Annotated in this window: 27 protein-coding genes; 10 read left to right on the top strand and 17 right to left on the bottom strand. The window is 66.0% G+C overall.

Going from position 1 to position 21554, the window contains the following annotated elements:
* Nucleotides 1-111: 111 nt before the first annotated feature.
* Nucleotides 112-975 (bottom strand): SDR family oxidoreductase, encoded by an 864-nt coding sequence (locus tag AU252_RS08115; RefSeq protein ID WP_058930274.1) that lies wholly within the window; start codon nt 973-975, stop codon nt 112-114.
* A 123-nt stretch (nt 976-1098) separates the two neighbouring features.
* Here AU252_RS08115 and AU252_RS08120 point away from each other — a divergent pair, with 123 nt between their 5' ends.
* Both AU252_RS08120 and AU252_RS08125 read left to right on the top strand, forming a co-directional pair.
* The gene (locus tag AU252_RS08120; RefSeq protein WP_083510315.1) at nt 1099-1500 is read left to right on the top strand and encodes a winged helix-turn-helix transcriptional regulator; all 402 of its coding nucleotides are present in this window, start codon (nt 1099-1101) and stop codon (nt 1498-1500) included.
* 252 nt (nt 1501-1752) lie between these two features.
* Complete coding sequence (locus AU252_RS08125; RefSeq protein WP_058930275.1) at nt 1753-2016, top strand: hypothetical protein; 264 nt, start codon at nt 1753-1755, stop codon at nt 2014-2016.
* Between the two features lie 85 nt (nt 2017-2101).
* On the opposite strand, the gene AU252_RS08130 is transcribed toward AU252_RS08125, so the two are convergent.
* Complete coding sequence (locus tag AU252_RS08130; protein ID WP_058930276.1) at nt 2102-2851, bottom strand: 3-hydroxybutyrate dehydrogenase; 750 nt, start codon at nt 2849-2851, stop codon at nt 2102-2104.
* A gap of 61 nt (nt 2852-2912) precedes the next feature.
* Nucleotides 2913-4295, bottom strand: a complete 1383-nt coding sequence (locus AU252_RS08135; RefSeq protein WP_056349045.1) for an MFS transporter — start codon at nt 4293-4295, stop codon at nt 2913-2915.
* A 129-nt stretch (nt 4296-4424) separates the two neighbouring features.
* Between AU252_RS08135 and AU252_RS08140 the strand changes: the two genes are divergently transcribed.
* Complete coding sequence (locus AU252_RS08140; RefSeq protein ID WP_058930277.1) at nt 4425-5321, top strand: LysR family transcriptional regulator; 897 nt, start codon at nt 4425-4427, stop codon at nt 5319-5321.
* On the opposite strand, the gene AU252_RS08145 is transcribed toward AU252_RS08140, so the two are convergent.
* On the bottom strand, nt 5318-6268 hold the full coding sequence (locus tag AU252_RS08145; protein WP_058930278.1) for a spermidine synthase: 951 nt from the start codon (nt 6266-6268) through the stop codon (nt 5318-5320). The two genes, AU252_RS08140 and AU252_RS08145, sit on opposite strands and share 4 nt — an antisense overlap.
* A gap of 101 nt (nt 6269-6369) precedes the next feature.
* Nucleotides 6370-6873 (bottom strand): hypothetical protein, encoded by a 504-nt coding sequence (locus tag AU252_RS08150; RefSeq protein ID WP_157768954.1) that lies wholly within the window; start codon nt 6871-6873, stop codon nt 6370-6372.
* 189 nt (nt 6874-7062) lie between these two features.
* Between AU252_RS08150 and AU252_RS08155 the strand changes: the two genes are divergently transcribed.
* The 4 genes from AU252_RS08155 (at nt 7063) to AU252_RS08170 (ending at nt 10250) form a co-directional block, all read left to right on the top strand.
* Nucleotides 7063-8004: a hypothetical protein gene (locus AU252_RS08155; RefSeq protein WP_058930280.1), complete on the top strand. Its 942-nt coding sequence runs from the start codon at nt 7063-7065 to the stop codon at nt 8002-8004.
* Complete coding sequence (locus AU252_RS08160; protein WP_058930281.1) at nt 8004-8435, top strand: phage holin family protein; 432 nt, start codon at nt 8004-8006, stop codon at nt 8433-8435. Before AU252_RS08155 ends, AU252_RS08160 begins: the two co-directional genes overlap by 1 nt.
* On the top strand, nt 8432-9040 hold the full coding sequence (locus AU252_RS08165; RefSeq protein ID WP_058930282.1) for a DUF3618 domain-containing protein: 609 nt from the start codon (nt 8432-8434) through the stop codon (nt 9038-9040). The genes AU252_RS08160 and AU252_RS08165 overlap by 4 nt, the downstream gene beginning before the upstream one ends.
* A 91-nt stretch (nt 9041-9131) precedes the next feature.
* The gene (locus tag AU252_RS08170; RefSeq protein WP_058930283.1) at nt 9132-10250 is read left to right on the top strand and encodes a YihY/virulence factor BrkB family protein; all 1119 of its coding nucleotides are present in this window, start codon (nt 9132-9134) and stop codon (nt 10248-10250) included.
* A gap of 163 nt (nt 10251-10413) precedes the next feature.
* Here the strand turns inward: AU252_RS08170 and AU252_RS08175 are convergent, their stop codons facing one another.
* The 6 genes from AU252_RS08175 to AU252_RS08200 form a co-directional block, all read right to left on the bottom strand.
* Nucleotides 10414-11172, bottom strand: a complete 759-nt coding sequence (locus AU252_RS08175) for a glycosyltransferase (RefSeq protein WP_058932831.1) — start codon at nt 11170-11172, stop codon at nt 10414-10416.
* A gap of 1 nt (nt 11173) precedes the next feature.
* Complete coding sequence (locus tag AU252_RS08180) at nt 11174-12574, bottom strand: PIG-L family deacetylase (protein WP_058930284.1); 1401 nt, start codon at nt 12572-12574, stop codon at nt 11174-11176.
* The gene (locus tag AU252_RS08185; protein ID WP_058930285.1) at nt 12568-13716 is read right to left on the bottom strand and encodes a hypothetical protein; all 1149 of its coding nucleotides are present in this window, start codon (nt 13714-13716) and stop codon (nt 12568-12570) included. The genes AU252_RS08180 and AU252_RS08185 overlap by 7 nt, the downstream gene beginning before the upstream one ends.
* Nucleotides 13717-13738: 22 nt before the next feature.
* Nucleotides 13739-14218, bottom strand: coding sequence for a Dps family protein (locus AU252_RS08190; protein ID WP_058930286.1), 480 nt, complete (start codon nt 14216-14218; stop codon nt 13739-13741).
* A 181-nt stretch (nt 14219-14399) separates the two neighbouring features.
* On the bottom strand, nt 14400-15077 hold the full coding sequence (locus AU252_RS08195) for an O-methyltransferase (protein ID WP_058930287.1): 678 nt from the start codon (nt 15075-15077) through the stop codon (nt 14400-14402).
* Nucleotides 15078-15268: 191 nt separating this feature from the next.
* The gene (locus AU252_RS08200; RefSeq protein WP_058930288.1) at nt 15269-15592 is read right to left on the bottom strand and encodes a thiamine-binding protein; all 324 of its coding nucleotides are present in this window, start codon (nt 15590-15592) and stop codon (nt 15269-15271) included.
* Between the two features lie 120 nt (nt 15593-15712).
* Between AU252_RS08200 and AU252_RS08205 the strand changes: the two genes are divergently transcribed.
* Both AU252_RS08205 and AU252_RS08210 read left to right on the top strand, forming a co-directional pair.
* On the top strand, nt 15713-16348 hold the full coding sequence (locus tag AU252_RS08205) for a TetR/AcrR family transcriptional regulator (protein WP_058930289.1): 636 nt from the start codon (nt 15713-15715) through the stop codon (nt 16346-16348).
* A 161-nt stretch (nt 16349-16509) separates the two neighbouring features.
* Nucleotides 16510-16728: a hypothetical protein gene (locus AU252_RS08210; protein WP_058930290.1), complete on the top strand. Its 219-nt coding sequence runs from the start codon at nt 16510-16512 to the stop codon at nt 16726-16728.
* A gap of 55 nt (nt 16729-16783) precedes the next feature.
* Here AU252_RS08210 and AU252_RS08215 read toward each other — a convergent pair whose 3' ends face one another.
* The 6 genes from AU252_RS08215 to AU252_RS08240 form a co-directional block, all read right to left on the bottom strand.
* On the bottom strand, nt 16784-17122 hold the full coding sequence (locus tag AU252_RS08215) for a hypothetical protein (RefSeq protein ID WP_099093376.1): 339 nt from the start codon (nt 17120-17122) through the stop codon (nt 16784-16786).
* 57 nt (nt 17123-17179) lie between these two features.
* The gene (locus tag AU252_RS08220; RefSeq protein WP_240484350.1) at nt 17180-17455 is read right to left on the bottom strand and encodes a hypothetical protein; all 276 of its coding nucleotides are present in this window, start codon (nt 17453-17455) and stop codon (nt 17180-17182) included.
* A gap of 90 nt (nt 17456-17545) precedes the next feature.
* Nucleotides 17546-17857 (bottom strand): AzlD domain-containing protein, encoded by a 312-nt coding sequence (locus AU252_RS08225; protein ID WP_058930292.1) that lies wholly within the window; start codon nt 17855-17857, stop codon nt 17546-17548.
* Nucleotides 17854-18693: an AzlC family ABC transporter permease gene (locus tag AU252_RS08230; RefSeq protein ID WP_058930293.1), complete on the bottom strand. Its 840-nt coding sequence runs from the start codon at nt 18691-18693 to the stop codon at nt 17854-17856. The genes AU252_RS08225 and AU252_RS08230 overlap by 4 nt, the downstream gene beginning before the upstream one ends.
* The gene (locus AU252_RS08235) at nt 18654-19142 is read right to left on the bottom strand and encodes a DoxX family protein (RefSeq protein WP_058930294.1); all 489 of its coding nucleotides are present in this window, start codon (nt 19140-19142) and stop codon (nt 18654-18656) included. Before AU252_RS08235 ends, AU252_RS08230 begins: the two co-directional genes overlap by 40 nt.
* 76 nt (nt 19143-19218) lie before the next feature.
* On the bottom strand, nt 19219-20127 hold the full coding sequence (locus tag AU252_RS08240) for a glycerophosphodiester phosphodiesterase (RefSeq protein WP_058930295.1): 909 nt from the start codon (nt 20125-20127) through the stop codon (nt 19219-19221).
* Nucleotides 20128-20177: 50 nt separating this feature from the next.
* On the opposite strand from AU252_RS08240, the gene AU252_RS08245 reads away from it, so the two are divergent.
* Nucleotides 20178-21527, top strand: coding sequence for a DUF445 domain-containing protein (locus AU252_RS08245; RefSeq protein WP_058930296.1), 1350 nt, complete (start codon nt 20178-20180; stop codon nt 21525-21527).
* Nucleotides 21528-21554 lie beyond the last annotated feature (27 nt).

Raw genomic sequence — 21554 nt, forward strand, 5'->3', positions numbered from 1 at the left:
ACACCAACACCCGCCAGACCACGACGGAGTGCACCACAGTGCGCACCGACCGCGGTCACGTCCCCTCCATTTTCGGACTAGTGAGAGAGCGTCCGGGAGTTTCGCTCGTGCTCAGACGGCGGCGAGCGCCGAGCGGACCGCGGCCGGCATCGGCGTTGTGGGCCGGCCGATCAGGGTGCGGAGGTCCGAGCCGCTGACCAGGAGGTCGCCACGGGCAATGCCGAGGTCCGAGTCCGCCAGGATGTCGGCGAAGAGCTCCGGCACGCCGAATCCGGCAAGGAGTCCGGCGTAGTCGCTGGCCGGAAGGTCCTGGTAAACCACGGGCTTGTTGGCCGCGGCGCTGATTTCCTGGGCCAGTTCGGAGAGCGTGAAGGCGTGGTCCCCACCCAGCTCGTAGACCTTGCCGGCCTGGTTCTCGGCAACCAGCACGGCTGCCGCTGCCTCCGCGTAGTCCAACCGGGCCGCGGCACTGACCTTGCCTTCACCGGCGCTGCCGGCAAGCGCGCCCTGGGCAAGGGTGCCCTGCAGCTGGTCGGTGTAGTTCTCGAGGTACCAGCCGTTGCGGAGAATGGCGAATGGAACCCCTGAGTCCTTCAGGATGGCCTCGGTTGCCTGGTGCTCAGCGGCCAGCTTCATCCCGGTGGTGTCAGCGTTGGCCACACTTGTGTAGGCCAGCAGTTCCACGCCTTCGGCCTTGGCTGCCTCAATCACCGTGCGGTGCTGGTCCACGCGTTGGCCAACCTCGCTGCCGGAAATCAGGAGAACCTTGTGGGCGCCCTGCAGGGCCAGCGCCACGGACGTGGCGTCTGTGTAGTCCATTGCCCTGACCTGGACGCCGCGCGCTGCGAAGTCGGCAAGCTTTTCAATGGACCGGCCGGCGGCCACAATCTCTGCCGCCGGAACGTTGCGCTCCAGTAGGGCCTCGACGACGTGGCGGCCAAGCTGTCCGGTTGCTCCGGTGATGACGATGCTCATGGGTTGGTTCCTTTCACCATTTCTTAGGGGGTCACCTTCCACAACCAGCCGCTCCGCCGATTACTTCCTGAAAGACAGTACGCACTTTTAGGTAAGGTACTCACCTTTTGGTAAGTTATGGGTATGGAAGCGACTGTATGGCCCACCAACCTGCCGGAAGATCTCCGGGCACACCTGCCGGAAGGATTGGCCGACCGCGTGTTCCCGGCTGGGTGCCCCAGCCGCACCGTCCTGGACCACATCACCAGCAAATGGGGAGTGCTGATCCTCCTGGCGCTCTCCGAAGGTGAGCAGCGCTGGAGCGAACTCCGGCGCCGGGCAGAGGGAATCAGCGAGAAAATGCTGGCGCAGACCCTCAAGACCCTGGAGCGCGACGGCCTGGTGCTGCGGAAGGCCCAGCCGGTCATCCCGCCCCGCGTGGACTACAGCCTGACCGAACGCGGCTATGAGCTGTCCAGCCTGCTCGTCCCGCTCGTCACCTGGGCTTACAACAACGCTGACGACATCCTCAACGGCCAGCGCTGATTCCGGCGGGGCGGTGATTTCGGCCCACCCTGATTCCCGGACGACGCTGATTTCGGCCCACGCCGACCCCAAAATCCCCTAAGTAGGAGTCGTCCGCGAAGTCGAGTACATGTTACTGGTGTGACTGGTGTGAATAGCGCATAGCGTAAATGTAAGGTGCCAGCCAGGAATAGGAGGACCATCCTCTGCTGGGAGCTTTCCGGCTACCGCACCAAAGTGGGCGGCTCCACGCCGCTTCAAGGAGTGGTTCGCATGGTGAAAGCACATGTCCAGGACCTGGCCAGCATGGGGCGGCCCGTCAGACTTTCTACCCTCGTCCACCGCGCCTGCGGCCGAGTCCTCGCGGCGTTCCGCCCGCGGTGCCCCTATCGCGTGGGCGATGCCGTGGTGGGCGACGATCCGTTCAACGGCCGGCACGAGGGGATCATCATGTCCCACCGCGGTCCGGCCGTAGAACTCGGCGCCGCGGCTGGGGTCTTCTTCTACGACCACCGCCACCTGAGGCCGCAGGACTGAGTTTTTGTCCAGATAACGCGCCCATCAGGCCCGTGGGCCCACGTTATCTCGACAAAAACTCCAAGCCCGGACGGGCTGTTGGGGCTTAGCGCGCCGACCAGCCGCCGTCCATCGCGTAGCTGGCCCCGGTGACCATGCCGGCGTGATCGGACGCCAGCCAGGCAACCAGGGAGGCAACCTCCTCCGGTTCCACCAGGCGTTTCACGGCGGACTCGGTGAGCATCACCTTGGCCAGGACCTCGGACTCGGGGATGCCGTGCACCTTGGCCTGGTCCGCGATCTGCTTCTCGACCAGCGGGGTCCGGACGTAGCCAGGGTTGATGCAGTTGGACGTGACTCCGTGCCCCCCGCCCTCAAGTGCCGTCACCTTGCTCAGCCCTTCCAGGCCGTGCTTGGCGGAAACGTACGCGCTTTTGAACGGGGAGGCCCGGATTCCGTGCACGGATGACACGTTGATGATGCGGCCGAAGCCGTTGGCATACATGTGCGGCAGCGCGGCCCGGATCAGCAGGAACGGGGCCTCGAGCATCAGCGCGATGATCCGGCGGAAGTCCGCCGGATCGAACGCTTCGATGGGGCTGATGCTCTGGATCCCGGCGTTGTTCACCAGGATGTCGCAGTCCAGGCTCAGGGTGGCGAGCGCGTCCACGTCCAGCAGGTCAACGGCCCAGGCGGTGCCGCCCACTTCATCGGCGAGGGCGGCAGCGCCGGCGGAGTCGACGTCGGCCACCACCACTTTCGCCCCGCGGGCGGCGAGTTCCCGGACACAGGCAGCCCCGATCCCGCTGGCGCCGCCGGTCACCACGGCCTTGCGGCCGTTCAGTGTGTTTTCCATTGCAGATCTGTTTCCCATCGTGTGCGCGCTCAATTTCCCTGCGGTGAACTGCTCAGGCAGTTCAGCGTGAGGCCGCCGGGAGCAGTCCCTCGCGGGCGGCGTCGGCCTTGTCCACTTCTTCCAGCGCGATGCCCTTGGTTTCCTTCAGGCTCAGCACGGCAACCGTTGTGATCGCGCAGGCAACCACAAGGTAGATGGCTGTGGGCAGCCAGGAACCGGTGTCCTTGAGCCACTGGGTAGCCAGCAGCGGGGCCAGCGAACCGGCGAAGATCGAGGTGACCTGCGAGCCCAACGAAACGCCCGAGTACCGCATCCGGGTGGGGAAGAGCTCGGCCATGATGGCAGGCTGGCCGGCATACATAAACGCGTGCAGGCACAGGCCGATGGTCACGGCCAGGACAATCACCACGGCGTTGCGGGTATCGAACATGGGGAAGGCGAAGAACGGCCAGGCCGCACCGGAGATGGACCCGATCAGGTAGACCGGTTTCCGTCCCAGCTTGTCCACGAGCCGCCCCACCTGCGGGATGACCAGGAAGTGGATGACGTGGGCGATCAGGAGTGCGAGCAGGAGCGAGGACGTGTCGTACTTGTGCACGCTCTTGAGGTAGACAATGGCAAAGCTGACCACCAGGTAGTACATGATGTTCTCCGCGAAGCGCAGCCCCATGGCCTGCAGGATGCCCTTGGGGTACTTGCGCACCACCTCGAAGACGCCGTAGCTGACGGCCTGCTCCTTCTCCACGAGGGCCTTGGCCTCCAGGAAGATGGGCGCCTCGGTGACGTGGGTGCGGATGTAGTAGCCAACGAAGACGATCACGGCGGAAAGCCAGAACGCCACGCGCCAGCCCCAGCCGAGGAATGCCTCCGGACTCAGGGCGGTGGACATAATAAACAGCACCAGCGTTGCCAGCAGGTTGCCCACCGGCACTGCGGCCTGCGGCCAGCTGGACCAGAATCCGCGGGACTTGTTGGGGCTGTGTTCGGCAACCAGCAGCACGGCGCCGCCCCATTCGCCGCCGAGCGCGAAGCCCTGGATGAAGCGGAGGGCAACCAGCAGAGCCGGAGCCAAGTAGCCGATGTCGGCAAAGCCCGGGAGGCAGCCCATCAGGAAAGTGGCCACACCGACGATCACGATGGTCAGCTGCAGCGTCGGCTTGCGGCCCAGTTTGTCGCCGATCTGGCCGAAGACGATTCCGCCGAGGGGGCGTGCCACGAAGCCCACCGCGTAGGTGAGGAACGCCTGGATGATGCCGTCCAGCTCGTTGCCGGTGGCGGGGAAGAAGTACTTCCCGAAGACCAGGGTGGCGGCGGTGGCGTAGAGGAAGAATTCGTACCATTCCACCACCGTGCCCACCATCGACGCGGCCACAATCTTTTTAAGCCCGGATCCCTTGGGTGCGGATCCGGCGGCATTGTCTGCCGAGCGCTGCTCTACGCTCATGAGTTTCTCCTTAGTGTCCACCTTGACACGCGCTGTGATCCACAGCACTAATGGCTCCACTGAGTATTACTGCACAAACATGCGCCTTCAATGCCCAAACCGGCACCTATTGTGTGCACAATTGCAGATATGAAGGCGAATCCCGATGACCTCCTGGTCCTGCTTGCGGTATCCCGCTCCGCCAAATTTACGACGGCGGCGCAAGTGTTGGGGCTGAACCACACCACCGTTTCGCGTCGGATAGCCGCCTTGGAGAAGTCGCTGGGCGGCCGCGTCCTGGCCCGGGCGGCCGGCGGCTGGGAACTGACGGAGCTGGGCACGGAGGCCGTCCGGGTCGCCGAACAGGTGGAGACAGCGGTGAGTGCGCTGGGCCCGGCAGGCCAGGCGCCGGACCCGATTACCGGCGTCGTACGCATGACGGCGACCGACGGCTTCAGCGCCTACATCGCAGCGCCCGCAGTGGCACGGCTGCGGAGGAAGCACCCGGGACTGAGCGTGGAGGTGGTGACCATGACCCGCCGCGCGCTGCAGCAGCGTTCCGGGCTGGACATAGAAGTTGTGGTGGGCGAACCACAGGTCCACCGGGCCGAAGCCGTCCAACTGGGCGAGTACATGCTGGGGATGTACGCCTCGCGTGCCTACCTCGCCGAGAACGGGACGCCGGCGAGCGTTGCTGAGCTGACGGAGCACCCGCTTGTGTACTTTGTGGATTCGATGCTGCAGGTGGACGACCTGGACGCACCCCGGCGGCTGGTGCCGGCCATGCGCGAAGGGCTTACGTCCACCAACGTCTTTGTCCATGTGGAGGCCACCCGTGCCGGCGCGGGCATCGGATTCCTGCCGTGCTTCATGGGCAATCTGCACAACGACCTGGTCCGGCTGCTCCCCGACGACTTCGCCGAACTGCTCCCTTATTGGATGGTGCTGCGGCCGGATTCGATGCGCCGCCCCGCCGTGGCCGCCGTTGTGCAGGCATTGCGCGACCAGACGGCGGCGCACCGGGATGCCCTGCTGGGGAGGGGCTAACGCTCAATCGATGGTGCGGGTGGGTCGTGACGCACTGGGGAGTTCGCGGCGAAGGCGCGAACCTGGGCGTCGTTCCAGATGTGGGCCGGGACTGCGCCGCCCAGCAGCCGGCGGGCCAGCTGCGGGTCTCCGTCGAGCGGGCTGTCGCTGCCGGCCATAACCATGTTGCCGTAGCGTCGGCCTTTCAACATGGCGGGGTCGGCAATGATGACCGTGTATCTGAACGCGGCCGCGATAGTGGCGGCGTCTTCGCGCGCATTTTTCAGGTCCGGGGCGTCGCCTGAGTTCACCACGTAGATGCCGCCCGGCGCCAGGACCCGCTGGATGTGGTCATTGAACTCGGCGGTGGTGAGCGGGCGCGGCGTGAGGGAACCGGCAAAGACGTCACGGATGATGAAATCGCGGCTGTCCGGCGTGAGCGTTTCGGTGACCTCGCGGGCCTCCCCCACACGGAGCCGCAGCAGCGGCGCCTTGGGCAGGTCGAACCAGCCGCGGACATACTCGGCCAGCCTGCCGTCGAGTTCCACCACGACCTGGCGGGCTTCGGGATAGGCTGCGTGGAAGTACCGCGCCAGGGAACAGGCCCCGCCGCCCAGGTGCAGTCCTCGCAGCTTCTCGGCTCCGCCCGCGGTGGGCGCGACAGCCTTGCCCCCGCCCTTTCCGGACCTCGGTGGCCAACGTGACTCAATCAGCGCCGCCATCCAGCGCATGTACTCAAAATCAAGGAAAAGCGGATCCGCAAGGTCGATGTGGGAGCTCATGACGCCGTTGATCTTCAGGAGCCAACCGTTGGAGTTGTCCTGGTCCGCAATGAGCTCGCAGTCGCCGGTATCAACGTAATAGACGCCCTCAACCGGGCCCTCAGGGCGGGTCCCCTTGGGCACCTCGATGACACCCGCCGTCGCACGCTGGCTACTCCGGCCGCCTGACTTGCCGCGCTTTGCCATTACCCGTGTGCCGCTTCAGTCATGGATCAACCATAATTGACTGCCCTGCGTCAGCGGTCCGGGCCGGCCTCAGTCCAGACCGGTCCGGGCGCCGAACCCGGCTAGGTTGCCAGCGGCCTGTCCCGATCTGTCCTTTCCTGATCCCGCCGAAGTGCCTCCGCCCGGGTGGCGTCGGTTCGAGTGGCGTCGGTTCGCTCGTCGCCTTCCGGATTCACGTCGGCGTCGGTGCGGGTGGCGTCGGTTCGCGCGTCCCCGTCCTGATTTATGTCGGGGTCCAACGCGTCCGCCTTCTGCGTGCGCTCGGCCACGTCCTCCCGGAGCGACCTGGTGCTGTCGGTCTTCTGCTCAGCCTCCTGCTTCAGCCGCGCCGCCTCGACCTGTGCCTGCTCTGCGTCGGCACGCGCACGGCTGGCCCGGGCTTCGTTCTCACGCGCATCGAGCTCGATGTCCTCGGCTTTCCGGCGCATTTCGGCGGCCTTTTCGCGGTGCGATTCGTCCCGCTTCTGCTGCATGGCCTGACGGCGACGCCCGGTCACAAGCCACAGCACGATCAGGACCAGCACGACGATGGCAACAATCACCCAAACCCACGATGTTGTATCCACGACTACCCATCCTCTCCACTCTGTTGTGACGGGGTCCCTGCGATGCCGGGGCGGCAGGCGATACGAACCCCTTTGAAATTCAGGTAGGAAGGGTACTTACCTTCCGTTAGTAATCATGCTTATTATTTTACGGCCAGTATCACTGGTTCTTGCTCAACAACCGGCCTTCTTTGGAAAGAGAGAGCGAAGATGACAGAGAACCAAAGGCCCGAGGACTCGGCTTACCCGGCTCCACCGGCCACCCCCGGAACCACAGGAGAACGCGCCCCCAGTACGTTCCCCAGTACATATCCAGCTGCAGCTCCACAGACGGGCGAAACCTACGGGACTTCCCGCACTGATGCCGTCAAGGAAGAAGCTGGAGATGTGGCGCGGACAGCGGCGGATTCTGCACAGAGCGTGGCGGAAACTGCCAAGTCAGAAGCGGCCAACGTCGCGTCAGAGGCCAAGGCGAATGCCAAGGACCTCTTGCAGCAGGCCCGCTATGACCTCACCGAGCAGGCCAGCGCGCAGCAGCAGAAGGTGGCCAGCGGCCTCCGGTCGGTCTCGGACGAACTGCACGCCATGGCGCAGGCGTCCGACCAGCCCGGAGTGGCCACGGACTTGGTCCGCCAGGCCGCGGAGCGTTCCTCGTCCGTCGCCTCCTGGCTGGACGGGCGGGACCCGGGTTCGCTCTTGAATGAAGTCAAGAGCTTCGCCCGGCAGCGTCCCGGCACGTTCCTGCTCCTGGCCGCCGGGGCAGGCGTCCTTGCCGGCCGGCTCGGCCGCAGCCTGAGCGCCGGCGCACCGGAATCAACCACGACGAACTACGTTGGCACTGGCGGCCAGCATGCCGCAGGCCCAGGCGGCTACACGCCGTCGGCCGGTGGCACTGTCCCGCCGCCGCCGGTGCAGCTGCCCGGCCCGGCCACCACCACGGCAGGATTCGACGGCGGCGCGCCAGGGAGCAGCTACGGCGACCCTTCGCGTCCCGCCAGTCCTCTCGACAGCCCCCAACTCGCGGAACAGACCTTCTCGACCAACCGCATTGCCGACGACCCGTTGGCCGACCGGGAGCTCGCCGACGATCCTATGGCCAACGACCCCCTGACCCGGGACCGCTCAGCGGACGGCCAGGCTGGCAGGCTGTGATGAGCAGCCAGATACCTGAACCTCCCCCGTCGGCGGCGCGCGCGAAGGCGGACAACACCTCGTTGGGTGACCTGCTCGGTGAGGTGACCCGCGACCTGTCCACGTTGATGCGCCAGGAAGTGGAGCTTGCCAAGGCCGAACTCAAGGAATCCGCCAGCAAGGCCGGCAGGGGAGGTGGCATGCTGGCCGGCGCCGGCGTAGCTGGCCACTTCGTGCTGCTGTTCCTGTCGATCGCCCTCTGGATCGCGTTAGGCGAGCTGATGGGACTCGGCTGGTCCGCCGTCGTCGTCGCAGTCATCTGGGGCGTCATCGCCGCCGTCCTGGCCTCCATCGGCCGGAAGGAACTCAAGACTGTGAGGGGCATGCCCCAAACCGCTGAAACACTCCAGGAAATTCCCCCAACCCTAAAACCCGGTGAGGTAAGACGATGAGCGACAACCCGGACGATATCCGTTCAGATATTGAGGCAACGCGCGCCCGCCTGGGCACGAACGTGGACGCGGTGGCGGACAAAGTGACGCCGTCTAACATCGTCCACCGCCAGACAGACAAGGTGAAAGACGCCGTCTTCGGAGTGAAGGAGAGAGTCATGGGAACAGCCGACGACGTCACCAACCGCGTGCACAGCGGAGTCCACGCCCGGACTGACAGTGCAGGCAATGCACTCAGCGATGCAGGCGCCGCCATTGGTGACGCTCCGCACCAGATGAAGGCCAAGACGCAGGGCAACCCGCTTGCTGCCGGCCTGATCGCGTTCGGCGCCGGCCTGCTTTTGTCCTCGCTGATCCCGGCGAGCGAGAAGGAACGCGAAGCAGCGGACGCCCTCAAGTCCGCCGCCGAACCGTTGACCACCGAGCTGGCCGAGGCCGCGAAGGAGATGGCTGAGGGTTTGAAGGAACCGGCGCGGGAAGCCATGGAGAATGTCAAAGCAACGGCAGCCGGCGCCGCCGAGCATGTTAAGGCCGAAGGTCAGGTTGCGGCAGCGGACGTCAAGGACCGCACTGTCGACGCCAGGGATCACGTCCAGAACACGTAACGGCACCAGCACCGCCAGCAGCACAGACAGGCCGGTTCCGCCTCCCCCGGCGGAACCGGCCTTTCCCTTTCCAACCCTGAGAGGACACACCATGGCCGCTCACGATGCACCCGAAACCAGCACCGCCAAGGCGGGCAGCGCTCCCGCACCCGACGACTCCCGGAAACCGGACAGCCCTAGCGACGTCACCAAACCGTCGTGGAAGTACATCGCCAAAAAGACGTTCAGGGAGTTCACCAAGGACCAGTGCCCGGACCTCGCGGCAGCCCTGACCTACTACGCAGTGCTCTCCTTGTTTCCTGCAATGCTCGCGCTCGTTTCCCTGATCGGCCTTTTCGGGGATCCCGAGAAAACAACCACGGCCCTGCTCGAAATCGTGCGGGGCTTCGCCCCTGCAGAGACGGTGAATACCGTCAGCGGCCCGGTTGAGGAATTGGCCAACGCACCTGCGGCAGGATTAACCCTTGTTATTGGCCTCGGAACAGCGCTGTGGTCCGCCTCGGGCTACGTTGGCGCCTTCGGCAGGGCGATGAACCGGATCTATGAAGTGGACGAGGGCCGTCCTTTCGTCAAGCTGCGCGGAACCATGCTGGCTGTTACGCTCCTCGCCGTAGTTATCGTGGCACTCCTGGCAGGCATGCTGGTGCTCAGCGGACCTGTGGCAGAGGCAGTCGGCGACCTGATCGGGCTCGGTGGCGCGTTCCTCACTGTCTGGAACATCGCGAAATGGCCGGTAATGGTGGCGCTCATCATTGTCATCATCGCGGTGCTCTACTACGCCACTCCCAACGTCAAGCAACCCAAGTTCAAATGGATGAGCCTTGGCTCCGGCATAGCCCTGTTTATTTTCCTGCTGGCCTCGCTCGGCTTCGCCTTTTATGTGGCCAACTTTGGCAATTACAACAAAACCTACGGCGCGCTCGGCGGTGTGATCGTCATGCTGCTCTGGCTGTGGATCCTGAACATGTCGCTGCTGTTCGGGGCAGAGTTCGACGCCGAGATGGAGCGGGGACGGCAGCTCCAGGCGGGAATCGAGGCTGAAGAAACCATCCAGCTTCCGCCGCGGGACACCAAGAAAAGCGAGAAGATGCAAGAGCAGGAAGAGGACGACATCCGGCGCGGCCGCGAGCTGCGTGAGCGCCACCGGAACGGCGCGGATCAGGCTGGATCGGACGCCAGCACGGGACGAGACAGCGACACGCGGGACTAGGCAGGGCCCGCCACTTGGAGGAAAATCAATATCAGCAGATTCCTTTAGGTTTCCTGGGTCCTTCGCGTCCCGGGTGTCAGACGGGGTCGGCGGCGAGGTGGCCTCTTCTGAGACCGAGGCCAGTCCCCCCAGTCGTCGTCGGCCCCCTCAATTTGTTCGCTGCTCAGCGTTCGAACGCCACAGCGGACTCCATACCAAGGGCCAGCAGATACGCGCCGAATCCCTGCGGCGCCCGGGCCTCGGTCCGCCCGGAAGTCACTACCCGGACCGTGTCCGTGGAAGTAATTCGGTACCCGTATCGGCGCAGCCGTGCGGCCAGCACCCGGTCCTCGTGCGAGCGCTGACGGGGAAAGCCACCCGCGCGAACGTAGGCAGAGGCCCGCACACCGAAGTTCGCACCATGCACATGGGGGTGGTCCTCCCTCAACGGATGCCGGGCGTGCCAGCGCCTCAGGAGTTCGCCGTCCATGCCCTCCGGATCCGGTTCCACCGTTCCCAAGACTGCATCGGCGCCGCCGTCAGCCAGTTCCACCTGGCGCAGGAGCCAGTTTTCCGGAACGCAGGAATCGGCGTCGGTATTTGCCAGCCATACCCGTCCGGCGGCCAGCACGCGGTCCGCCCCCGCACGGTACGGCAGGCGTCCTGTGAGGAGCAGGTTGATCCCTGCCCGCCGGCTCCTCCCCACGTTGCGGAACGCGACCGGCAGCAGGGTGATGCGGCGATCCGCCGCCGCAAAACGCGCCGCCACGGCGCCTGAGCCGTCCGTGCAGGCGTCCAAGACCACCACGATGGCGACGTCTGTATCCGACTGGCTGCGCTGCAGGGCATCAGCTGCGGCACTGACCGCTGCCAGGGCACGTGCCAGGTGGGGTTCCTCGTTATGGACCGGAATAACCACGGCAACCTGCGCGATCCTGTCCATGTCAGGACACCGGGGGTCCGGGATCGCCGGCATCGCCGGGAGCCACGAGCGTTTCCAGCACAAAATCGCGTTCCTGGTACAGACCGCCGGTGGGCCACCGCAGCCGGTTGCGGGCCAGCGCGTGGACCGAGTCGCCGTCGAGCTCCCAACCGGAAACCGGGTGCCGCCAGTGGCACAGCAGCAGCGTGCCGCCCGGTGCCATCGATTCCTGGATCCGCTGCAGCAGCAGATCAAACTCTGCAGCGGACAGGTAGTAGCCCACTTCGGAGACCACTACAAGGTCGAAGCTGCCCCCGGGCCAGTCACCGGGGAGGGTCAACTGCCGCGTGGACACCCCGGCGAACGGCGCGAGCCGCCGGGCCGCAAGCTCGAGCGCGGTGCTGCTGGCATCCACGGCAAGGAGGCGGGTGCATCTGGTGGCCAATTCGGCGGTCAAAGTTCCGATGGAGCAGCCGATTTCCAGGCCCGACAGGTAGTTCTCCTGGGGCAGCGAGGCGAGGGTGAGGGCGCGCTTGCGCCGCTCGTACCAGCTGGTGGTGTACTCCCAAGGGTCTTCGGACTTCGAGTGCACGGCGTCGAAAATCCGCTGCGCGTCCGCGCTGGTGTGGGGAAGGGCTTGAACCGCATGAACCGCGGGCGGCGTCCAGGCAAATGTCTCAAAAGCGCGCCTGAAATGTTGCAGCAGCCCCTCGCCGAGGAGCACCTCGTCCCCGGCCAGCCCGGACAGCGGACGTATCTGGCTCGTGTGTGAGTCCATGGCGGACCTCTTTGCCGCCTGCTGATCAGCACCCAGCGGAACGCGCGCCCAGGACCGCCAGGCAGGGTCCTCCGGGGAGGCCCACAGCCAGTACCAGATGGGATACTCCAGCAGGGCGTGCCCACCTTCGCCGGCGACGTCGGCGGCCACCGCACCAAGGGCGTTGTGGTCCGCATGGCCGTCGTCTCGGTACGGGGCCACAATTGCCAGCTGCTGCGGTGGACCGGGGAGCCGGCCGATGGCCTCCCGCAGCCGGGCGGCGATTTCCGGCGTCAGTTCTTGCAGGCCCCGGTCCGGCAGCCCGAGGAAACGCCAGCGTCCGGCCAACCCCAGGACTCCCATCGCTGCCGCAAACTCCTCAAGCCGGACGGCGGCGAGCTGTTCAGGCGTGGTTGTCGCCGAGTCCGGGTGCGAACCCTCCCCCGCCGTGCACAGCAGCACCTCGACGTCGGCGCCCAGCGAGTGCAGCAGCGCCAGCAGGCCCCCGGCGCCCAGGGTCTCGTCGTCGGGGTGTGCCGCCAGCACCACGAACCGCATGGCAGCCAATTCGTGCTGGCCCAACGGCAACTCAGCCATAGCTGCGAGCCCGCTCGCCGCCCAACGGGCCTCGTCAGTCCCCTGGTCCGTGTGCGAGAAAGTCACCACCGGTGTTCCCCCTTCAGCGTCAGCTTTCCCAGCTGCGCATCGTCCCGCATGGCATGGTGCTGGCGCACGTACAGCGCCAGGTCCGCCATGCGCTTGGCATACGGTTCGTCGAACGCCAGCGGCGCCGGTCCCCGGCTCCGGCTGACAAGGGACAGGACACGCTCGACGGCGGCCGCTACAGTTCCGCGAACGCGTAACGCTTCGCTCCACGCGCTCCGGTCCGCCACTGGGTGCGCCCCTGGCTCCCGCGCGTCTTCCCCGGCGGACAGGCCGCCGTCGTTGGACAGCTGGCCGCCGTCAATGAGAGCTGCCGTTCGCGCCAGGTACTGGAGTGCGGCGGTGAGGATCCTGTCTGTCTCGCCCAGGGCAGCCAGCGCGATCTGGTCAGGTTCGCGGCCGGACTGAGCGGCGGCGGCCAAAGAGCTCTTGTAGTCCCGCGCCACGCCCACGGCGCCCCCGAGCCAGCAGGCAGCGACGCCCATGCCACCCCAGGCAAAACCTGGCCTGCTGAAATACCAGCCGTCGCTGCCAAGCTGCTGTGCGGGCACCTGACTGAAATGGACCGTCCCGCTGGGAATCTCGCGCAACCCGCGCGCCACCCACGCCGGCTCCTCACACGTCACTCCCGGATGCCGGAGGTCCACTGCAAAGGCAGCCCGGCCTCCGGTTTCGGTGTGGGCAGTGATGACGGCCCGGTCCAGGAGGGGCGCCAGTGAACACCACGGCTTGGAACCGCTCAGCAGAATTCCGGCGTCGCCGGTCTTGGCCTCGAGTCGGAGTCCCGGGCCCTCCGCGGCAAACACTCCCCACGCGCCCGCGCTATCGGCGGGAACAGCGCCCGCCGGAACATGGCCCGCTGGATCAAGGCCCACCTGGGAAAGGATCGCAAGCGCATCCACATGCGGTTCAAATACGCGGCCTGCGGCAACGTCCACCGCCGCGACGGAAGCGAGCAGTTCCCAGAGACGGGCAGTATGGCCGCCCCCTGGCGGCGGCCAGTTGCCTCCCGCGTCCCGGGCCAACGACAGCAGCGCGGGGACGTCCCCTGCCGCGGAGGCCACGGAGTCGAGCAGGGGAACGGTCCAAGCCAGTTCCGTTTGAGTTGAGACCATGCGGACGGGCTGGTGGGATGATGCAGACATTCTGTCGTTTCTCCGGCCCGGCCTACTTTGCCGCCGGTTCTGTGACGGCGGCGGACGGCGTCATGGTTTCCGCGTTGACCATCCACGCGAGCTGTTCCAGGCGTTCGATGCCGGCATGCAGCAGGTCGGCGCTGGTGGGATCGTCTTCATCCACCTCATCGTGGACATCCCGCATCGTCAGCACTGTCCGTTCGAGCCTGGCAGTGATCAGTTTGACGGCGTCCTTCGTGGAAATCAGCCCGCCGGTGAGCTCAGCAAGACGCGTGTCTGCGGCTACGGTGTGGCTCCGTCCGTCGGGCAGGGCGTGCAGGGCCCGCATCCGCTCCGCCGTCTGGTCGGCAAACAGCCGGACACTGGCGATGATCTCGTCGAGCTGCAGATGAAGGTCGCGGAAGTTGGTGCCCACTATGTTCCAGTGGGCCTGCTTGGCCTGGAGATGCAGCTCAATCAGGTCCGTGAGGACCATCTGAAGATTGCTGGCAAGGGTGGGTGACGCTTTCATCGTGTTCCTCCACTGCAGGCGGTTCCGGACGGGCATCGGCCGGACAGTCATTCTAAGCATACTTAGCAATACTCGGGATGAACGGATGCGGTCAGCGGCCAGGACTCAGTGGTCAGAGGCAGCTGACCGGGTCAGCGGCTTGCGGTTAGATGCTTGCGGTTAGATGCTTGCGGTCAGCAACTCAGCGGACGCGCGCCAAGGCGAACCCGTCCCAGCCTTTGGACCCAACCGTCTGGATCACGGTGCCATCGAGCTGCGGATGTTGGCCCATCAGTTCCAAAGCGCTGATGATCCCGGGGGCGTTGACCTGGTCGATGGAAGGATCCAGCACGGCGCCCTCCCAGACGGCGTTGTCCAGGACCACCACGGTTCCCGGCCTGCCCAGGCGCACGGCCCACTCGAGGTACGCTGCGTCGTTTTCCTTGTCCGCATCGATGAACACGAAGTCGAACGGCTCCTGGCCCTCCGACTGCAGCGCGGCCAGGGTGTCCAGGGCAGCGCCCACCCGGACCTCCACTTTGTCCGCCAGGCCCGCCGCCTCCACATTCGCTCTGGCGATGTCCGCATGTTTGGCGAGGTATTCGCACGTCACCAGCCGGCCGCCGTCGGGCAGTCCCTGCGCCATCCAGATGGTGCTGAACCCTGCGAGCGTGCCGATCTCCAGCACCCGGCGGGCGCCGGACAGCTGGACCAGGAGCTTGAGCAGCTTGCCGGCGTTGGGCGTCACTTCGATGGGCGGCATCCCGGCGTCGACGGCGGAGCGCACGGCCTGTACAAGCGCAGTGTCTGGGTGCACCACGGTGGTTGTGAGAAAGTCTTCCACTGCCACCCACCCCGGCTGGGTCTTGTGCTCAAACATGGCCACAGTCTGGCACGCAGGGACGCGACGGTCTAGGACACGGCGCAGGAACCAGCCCACAAACCGGCTCAGGCACCGGACGGGAAGCGTCACGCGGAGCAGGCTTTTGGTGTGGCCCAGGCGTCACATCCTTGAACTGACGCGGGCGCGGAGACCCGCCGGCGCCAAAAGAATGCCTGGCGTGACGGGAATTAGGAACCGTCCGAGAGTGCCCCTTCGAGGCGGTCCACCTTGGCGCTGAGCTCGCCCTCATAACCGGGCCGGATGTCTGCCTTGATGACCAGTGAGACACGGCTGCCAAACTTGCCCACGGCCTCGGTGGCGCGCTTTACGACGTCGAACACGTCGTCCCATTCGCCCTCGATGGTGGTGAACATTGAGTCCGTCTGGTTGGGCAGGCCCGACTCCCGGACGATCCGCACGGCGGCCGCAACGGCGTCGTGCACTGACGCGTCGGTGGGACGCGATCCCCCTGCGGGCGTACCGGACGGGGCGACTGAAAATGCAAGCAACATAGGGCAAGTCTGCCATGTGGCCCCACCCGAAACGGGTCTGGTGAGGCCGGCGAAGCGTCACATACGTTGCTACCCTCCGGTAACCATGAAGGCTGCCTGCGGCATTGCTAACCTGAACGAATGAGCATTGCTGTCGTCCGCAAGCCACTACGCGCAGACGCTGCCCGGAACGTGGACAAGATCATCCTGGCCGCGCGCCAGTGCTTCCGTGAGCATGGGCCCGAGGTTCCCCTCCAGACCATCGCACTGACGGCAGGCGTTGGCCCGGCCACCCTGTTCCGGAACTTCGCCGACAAGGAGGAGCTGGTCCTGGCCGCCCTCAACCGGCAGCTCCGGGAGTCGGTGGACCCTGTCATGGCGGACGCGTTGGCGGACATCGACGCAACTGCGGGACTGCTGCGCGTCCTCGAGGCCATCATGGCCGCGGCCAGTGCTGATGCCAACCTGCTGGGCGCCGTTGCGGGCCGCCGCGAACTCCTCACCGGCATCACCGGCTCGCTGATGGATTCCATGAGTGTCCTGCTGGGCCGCGGCCAAGGTCAAGGCACCCTGCGTGCGGATATTTCCATGACTGACATGTTCCGCCTGCTCGCCATGCTGATCGGCGTCGTGGACACCATGGAGCCCGGTTCCGACGCCTGGCGCCGCCCGCTGGCACTGATCGAGGACGCCATCCGCACTGAACGGCCCCACCGCCCGTTGCCCGCGCATGTGCCGCTGCCCGCCCCGCAGCTACAGGGTCCACAGTTCACCTGACACCCGCGCCCTCCCGCCGGACCACCACCACGGCCGCCCCATTGTTGGTGTCCAAACGTTGGATTAGACTCAGGTAAGGTTACGCAGCCAGCCTCTGAATCTTCTGAGGGAGTATGAGTGAAACACCTCCAGCGCAGCCAGTCCAACGCCATCGTCCGCCGATGAACCAGACACACTTGTCCCGGGTTATCCACGACCCCCGCGGCCCCGAGGAGATCCTGCCGTCGCTGGCGGCGGAGGATCTGGCCAATCTGCTGGACGCCCTCTATCAAAACCTCGACACTCCCACCCCGGTGTTCGGTGCGCAGGTGTGGTACGAGCTGGCCGTCGAGGAAAGCGCCCGCCGGACCGGGTCGCCAGAGGATGAACAAACGGCCTAACCGGCCTACGGCCCGGACCGAGAGGGTGGCACTGCCGGGCTGACGATGAACCCAATCAGCCGGCGTCGCCCCCGGGGTTCCTTTGTTGAGGTTTGGTTTCTTCGGGCGTGTTCTCCTGCGGCCCGGCGCTGCCTTTCTCCTCCGCCGTGGGAGGCTCCTGGCCGTGCTTGTGAGGCTCATGATCGTAGTGATGGGGCACGTGCTCCTTGGCCTCCAACAGGTGCTGCTGCAGCTTCTCCTCCGCATCGCGGCGGCGCCGGGAAGTATCCCGCAGTTCCCGCGTCGATTCGGAGACAGTGGTGTCATAGACCGGCCGTGGCTTCGGGTCCGAAGCCTGGGGGTTGTCGGTTCCGCTATCCGGATCCGGGGTGTTGGGCTCTGGCTGTTCGTTCATCTTGTGTGACTCCTTTAGGCCGTAGCGACAGCCTCACGCCGATACACCGGCCGGCCATCAATCGTCCGGTTCCGTTTCCCGGTTTCGGAGTTCGGCCCGTACCGCCGCGTGCAGGGCGGCGATGTTTGCTTCCTGGCTGACGTCCAGCGCCAGTCTCATCCGCTCGGACAGTACGTCCAGGTCCTCCGGCGGCAGGTCTGCCAGGGACCGGAACCGGGTAAAGAAGCGCTTGACCGGAAGCCCGGCGCGCCAACCGTCACGTGCTGGACGGCGGGTTTTGCCGGGTCTCGCACCGGCTGGGTGCAGCCTTATTTCCATGGTCAGCGCTCTCATGAGAGTCCACGGCCAACTGCATAGCCAGGCCCATGCTATAACGCATATGAGCCGCACCACCAGTGTTCCGGCGTCGGTTTCACCTGGCGGTCAGTTCCATCCGATGAGCCGCAGCAGGGCTGCGGCACCGGCTCCCACCACCACCACCAGCAGGAAGGGCGCCCGGAAAGCCAACGCGACGGCGGCGGCGGCGAGGGCTCCCAGCCGCGCGTCGGCGGCCAGCGTCTGGCCGGACGCCACAGTGTTGACAATGGTCAGGGATGCCAGAAGTCCGATGGTCAAGGTGCCGGCAATACGCGACATCCGGGGGTCCTTCAGCAGCTTTGCCGGGACGAAATAGCCCACCAGCTTCCACGCGTAGGCAAGGACGCACGCCAGCAACAACCAGAACCAGAGATTCATGCGCCCGCCTGCCCCGTCTGCCCGTGGCCGTCCCCGTGGCTGTCCCTCTGATTGTCCAGGTGCGCGTCCCGGTTTTTGTCCCTGCGCCCGTGGTGCTCGTCGTACGGATCCACGTCCGGCTCCAGGCCTTCGTCACTGCGTCCGTGGCTGAACCAGCCGATCAGTGCAGCCACCACGGCGGCGATCAGGATGGGCACGCCTGCGGGAACGAACGGCACGGCTACAACCGTGGCGAGTGCGCACACCACGGCAATCGCCGCCGGTTCCCGCCCCTTGAGCCGCGGCCACAGCAGGGCCAGGAATGCGGCCACTGCCGCACCGTCCAGGCCCCACTGTTTGGGATCACCCAATCCGCTTCCGGCGAGGGCCCCCACGGCGGTGAAAAGGTTCCAGAGTACGTAGATGCCAATGCCGGCCGTCCAGAAACCACGGCGTTGCTCGTCGGGGTCGGTCTGCCCGCTGCTGGTGGCGGTCGACTCGTCAATGGTGACTTGTGCGGCAACATACTTCCGCCAGCCCGTCGGATGCAGGAGGGCGTTGAGCTGCATGCCGTAGATGCCGTTCCGCATGCCCAGCAACGTGGCTGCGCTCATGGCGGCAATTCCGGAGCCTCCGCCCGCCACCACACCGATGAACGCGAACTGGGAACCGCCGCTGAAAAGCAGCAGGCTGAGCGCCATGGTCTGCCAGAAATCAAGTCCTGAGGTGACTGACAGCGCGCCGAAAGACACTCCGTAGAGGCCGGTGGCAATGCTGATCGAGATTCCCACGCGCACGGCGGGCGAGGCGAGCAGCTTCACCGCCGTCGTCCCGGGTTCCGCAGGCTCCAAGCCCACAGGATGAGCGGCAGCTGAAGCGGAAACCGGACGGTATGTACCTTGCGCTGCGTCGGGGACCCGGCGGAGCCATAGGCGCGGCGAAGTGCGTCCACGTGGCCGGCCAGGAATACCGTGAACATTCCAGTCACGGCGGTGGCGGTAGCCCGCCGTGTCACCGGGATCAGGAGGCCGACGGCGGCACCCGCCTCCAGCAGTCCGCTCACCGCGATCCATTCCTCCCGTGACATCACCGCCAGGGGCCGCCTACCGCCGTCGGGCGCTGGCACTTCGCGCCCCTCCGGCGACTCGCCGCCGGCACCTGGAGTCTCGCGGCACAGATAATCCGGGACCACCTGTTCGAAGAACCGTGGCTCGCGGAAGTGCTTCATGGCGCTGGTCATCAGCAGCGCGCTCATGGCCGCCGCGGAGACTGTTTGGGTGGCCCGGGCGGACCAGCGAAAAGGCATGGGTCCACTCAATCACAGCGCCGCCCCGGGGGCTAAACAGCAGCGGCTGAACAGCAAACGACTGAACAGCAGCGGCTCAGGACGGCAGCTGGACCTGTTGCCCGCTCGATTGCAGCTGCGCCAGCACCCTGGCCGGTTTGTTCGTGGTGATCTCGTGGATTCCCAGCCCTTGGCAGAGCGCCACATCCCGCTCCGAATCAACGGTCCACACGCGGAAGCGGCGGCCGGACTCCAGCCAGCGCTGCACGGTCCGGGCGTGCTCGCGGACGTACATGATTCCGGGCCCCGCGAGTCCCACGTCGCACTCGTCCAGGATGCGTTCGCCTTCCAGCTGCGCCGCCTTCATCAGGTTGGCGATGGCGCCGCCAGCCAGGGGGCCGAGGCTCAGTTCGTCGCGGAGTTCGTCGACGTCGATGTCGTCCACCAGTTGGCAGAGGAATTCGGCCGGCACACTCCGGAGCAGGTGCTTCACCGAATCCGGGCTGAAGCTCATGAACGTCACCTGGATGTTGTCCACCGAGGAAGTTCCGGCGTCCCAGCCTTCGCCCCGGAGCACGTCCAGCACACGGTCTTCCAGTTTCAGCTGGTAAGGACTGGGATGCTTGAGCTCGATTGCCAGGCCGATCGGCCGGCCGGCGCCGCGCAGGATGTCCAGGAGTTGAGGGAGCGTGAGGAACTGCTCTGACTTTGCGCCGTATTCCTCCGGGATCCGGGCGCCTTTCCAGGACGAGAAGTCCAGCAGCCGCAACTCCGCCAGTGTTCGGTCAGCAACAGGTCCGGTTCCGTCCGAGGTCCGGTCCAGGTTGGCGTCATGGAGCAGCACGGCGTGCTGGTCCCGCGTCAAGTGGACGTCGCACTCCACCCCGTCCGCGCCGTCCGCAATGGCCTGGAGGTAAGCGGCGCGCGTGTGTTCGGCAAATGCCGCGCTGGCGCCCCGGTGGGCAAACACCAGCGGCCGTTCCGGCTCAGGCTCCTCGAATGTCATGAGGACACGCTAGCGGACGCGGCCCGGGGGAGCGGGGCTAGGCTGGGCACATGCAGGTGAACTCTCAGCCAACTACCCGCCAGGACCCGCCCCGGCCCGCAGGTCCGGCGCCGCGGCCACCGAAGGCGGGCGCCGCCGTCGTCGGTCATCAACTCAGTGCCGGGGACGCTGAAAAGGCGGCAGCGCTGCGGAAAATGAAGCTGGTGGCACTGGGACTCCTCATTGCCATGGCCGTCATTTTTGTGTTCGCGTTCGCGCTGCAGAAGGAGTATCCGTGGCTGCAGTACGTCCGCGCCGCGGCTGAGGGCGGCATGGTGGGCGCGCTGGCCGACTGGTTCGCCGTGACCGCGCTGTTCAAGTACCCCATGGGCATCAAGATCCCGCACACCGCCATTATCCCGCGCCGCAAGGACCAGATCGGGGCGTCGCTGGGCGAGTTTGTGGAGACCAACTTCCTGTCCGAGCAGGTGGTCCAGGAGAAGCTCGCTTCGGTGGACGTGGCGCGGAAGGCCGGCCAATGGCTCGCCGGTCCGGGCGGCGCCGAGCGCGTGGCGAAGGAGGGTGCCGCCGTTATCCGCGGTGCGTTCAAGGTATTGAACGACGACGACGTCCAGGCGGTCATCGAGGGAATGGTGCGTAAGCACTTGCTGGCTCCGCCGTGGGGACCGCCGGTGGGCAGGATGGCGGAACGGATTTTTGCCGAAGGGCACCACCATAAGCTCGTGGACCTGCTGGTTGACCGCGCCGCGGACTGGGTGGACGACAATCACGAAACCGTCAGCCGGCTGGTCTCGGACCGGTCCCCCACCTGGGTCCCGCAGTTTGTGGACGGGCTGGTGGGCGACAAGGTGTACGTGGAGATCCTCAAGTTCACGCGCGCCGTCCAGTCCGATCCGAACCACCAGGTCCGGCAGCAAATCGACAAGTACCTGAACGACCTCGCGCAGGACCTTCAGCATGATCCCGCGATGATCGCCCGGGCCGAGGACATCAAGGCACAGGTTCTGGGAGATCCAGAGGTCCGCGAGCTGGCCTCCCGCACCTGGGGAACCGTGAAGAGCGCCCTGTTGTCTGCGGTGGATGATCCGGACAGTGAACTGACGGTTCGCTTCAAGGCGGCGGTGCGCGATTTCGGCTCACGCCTGGTGAACGACGCCGAACTGGCCGGCAAGGTCAATGCTTGGATCGGCGACGCCGCCGGTTACCTGGTGCGGACCTACCGCTCCGACATCGCCGGCGTGATCACCGATACCGTGGCCCGCTGGGATGCCGAGGAAACGTCGCAGAAGATCGAACTCCAGGTGGGCAAGGACCTGCAGTTCATCCGGATCAACGGCACCGTGGTGGGCTCGCTGGCCGGGCTGGTCATCTTCAGCGCGGCGCACCTGGTCTTCGGCTGACCTGGCCCTTCTAGGCAACGCGGGGTC

This window comes from Pseudarthrobacter sulfonivorans (assembly GCF_001484605.1).
GTDB lineage: Bacteria > Actinomycetota > Actinomycetes > Actinomycetales > Micrococcaceae > Arthrobacter > Arthrobacter sulfonivorans_A.

Excerpts from the sequence above, each read along its gene's own strand:
- AU252_RS08215 (WP_099093376.1), bottom strand. The coding sequence starts at position 17,122 with ATGAACGAACAGCCAGAGCCCAACACCCCGGATCCGGATAGCGGAACC.
- AU252_RS08140 (WP_058930277.1), top strand. The coding sequence starts at position 4,425 with ATGAAGGCGAATCCCGATGACCTCCTGGTCCTGCTTGCGGTATCCCGC.
- AU252_RS08195 (WP_058930287.1), bottom strand. The coding sequence starts at position 15,077 with ATGTTTGAGCACAAGACCCAGCCGGGGTGGGTGGCAGTGGAAGACTTT.
- AU252_RS08245 (WP_058930296.1), top strand. The coding sequence starts at position 20,178 with ATGCAGGTGAACTCTCAGCCAACTACCCGCCAGGACCCGCCCCGGCCC.
- AU252_RS08210 (WP_058930290.1), top strand. The coding sequence starts at position 16,510 with ATGAACCAGACACACTTGTCCCGGGTTATCCACGACCCCCGCGGCCCC.
- AU252_RS08160 (WP_058930281.1), top strand. The coding sequence starts at position 8,004 with ATGAGCAGCCAGATACCTGAACCTCCCCCGTCGGCGGCGCGCGCGAAG.
- AU252_RS08165 (WP_058930282.1), top strand. The coding sequence starts at position 8,432 with ATGAGCGACAACCCGGACGATATCCGTTCAGATATTGAGGCAACGCGC.
- AU252_RS08190 (WP_058930286.1), bottom strand. The coding sequence starts at position 14,218 with ATGAAAGCGTCACCCACCCTTGCCAGCAATCTTCAGATGGTCCTCACG.
- AU252_RS08235 (WP_058930294.1), bottom strand. The coding sequence starts at position 19,142 with ATGCCTTTTCGCTGGTCCGCCCGGGCCACCCAAACAGTCTCCGCGGCG.
- AU252_RS08175 (WP_058932831.1), bottom strand. The coding sequence starts at position 11,172 with ATGGACAGGATCGCGCAGGTTGCCGTGGTTATTCCGGTCCATAACGAG.
- AU252_RS08125 (WP_058930275.1), top strand. The coding sequence starts at position 1,753 with ATGGTGAAAGCACATGTCCAGGACCTGGCCAGCATGGGGCGGCCCGTC.
- AU252_RS08120 (WP_083510315.1), top strand. The coding sequence starts at position 1,099 with ATGGAAGCGACTGTATGGCCCACCAACCTGCCGGAAGATCTCCGGGCA.
- AU252_RS08240 (WP_058930295.1), bottom strand. The coding sequence starts at position 20,127 with ATGACATTCGAGGAGCCTGAGCCGGAACGGCCGCTGGTGTTTGCCCAC.
- AU252_RS08135 (WP_056349045.1), bottom strand. The coding sequence starts at position 4,295 with ATGAGCGTAGAGCAGCGCTCGGCAGACAATGCCGCCGGATCCGCACCC.
- AU252_RS08225 (WP_058930292.1), bottom strand. The coding sequence starts at position 17,857 with ATGAATCTCTGGTTCTGGTTGTTGCTGGCGTGCGTCCTTGCCTACGCG.
- AU252_RS08185 (WP_058930285.1), bottom strand. The coding sequence starts at position 13,716 with ATGTCTGCATCATCCCACCAGCCCGTCCGCATGGTCTCAACTCAAACG.
- AU252_RS08200 (WP_058930288.1), bottom strand. The coding sequence starts at position 15,592 with ATGTTGCTTGCATTTTCAGTCGCCCCGTCCGGTACGCCCGCAGGGGGA.
- AU252_RS08130 (WP_058930276.1), bottom strand. The coding sequence starts at position 2,851 with ATGGAAAACACACTGAACGGCCGCAAGGCCGTGGTGACCGGCGGCGCC.
- AU252_RS08115 (WP_058930274.1), bottom strand. The coding sequence starts at position 975 with ATGAGCATCGTCATCACCGGAGCAACCGGACAGCTTGGCCGCCACGTC.
- AU252_RS08145 (WP_058930278.1), bottom strand. The coding sequence starts at position 6,268 with ATGGCAAAGCGCGGCAAGTCAGGCGGCCGGAGTAGCCAGCGTGCGACG.
- AU252_RS08205 (WP_058930289.1), top strand. The coding sequence starts at position 15,713 with ATGAGCATTGCTGTCGTCCGCAAGCCACTACGCGCAGACGCTGCCCGG.
- AU252_RS08170 (WP_058930283.1), top strand. The coding sequence starts at position 9,132 with ATGGCCGCTCACGATGCACCCGAAACCAGCACCGCCAAGGCGGGCAGC.
- AU252_RS08220 (WP_240484350.1), bottom strand. The coding sequence starts at position 17,455 with ATGAGAGCGCTGACCATGGAAATAAGGCTGCACCCAGCCGGTGCGAGA.
- AU252_RS08155 (WP_058930280.1), top strand. The coding sequence starts at position 7,063 with ATGACAGAGAACCAAAGGCCCGAGGACTCGGCTTACCCGGCTCCACCG.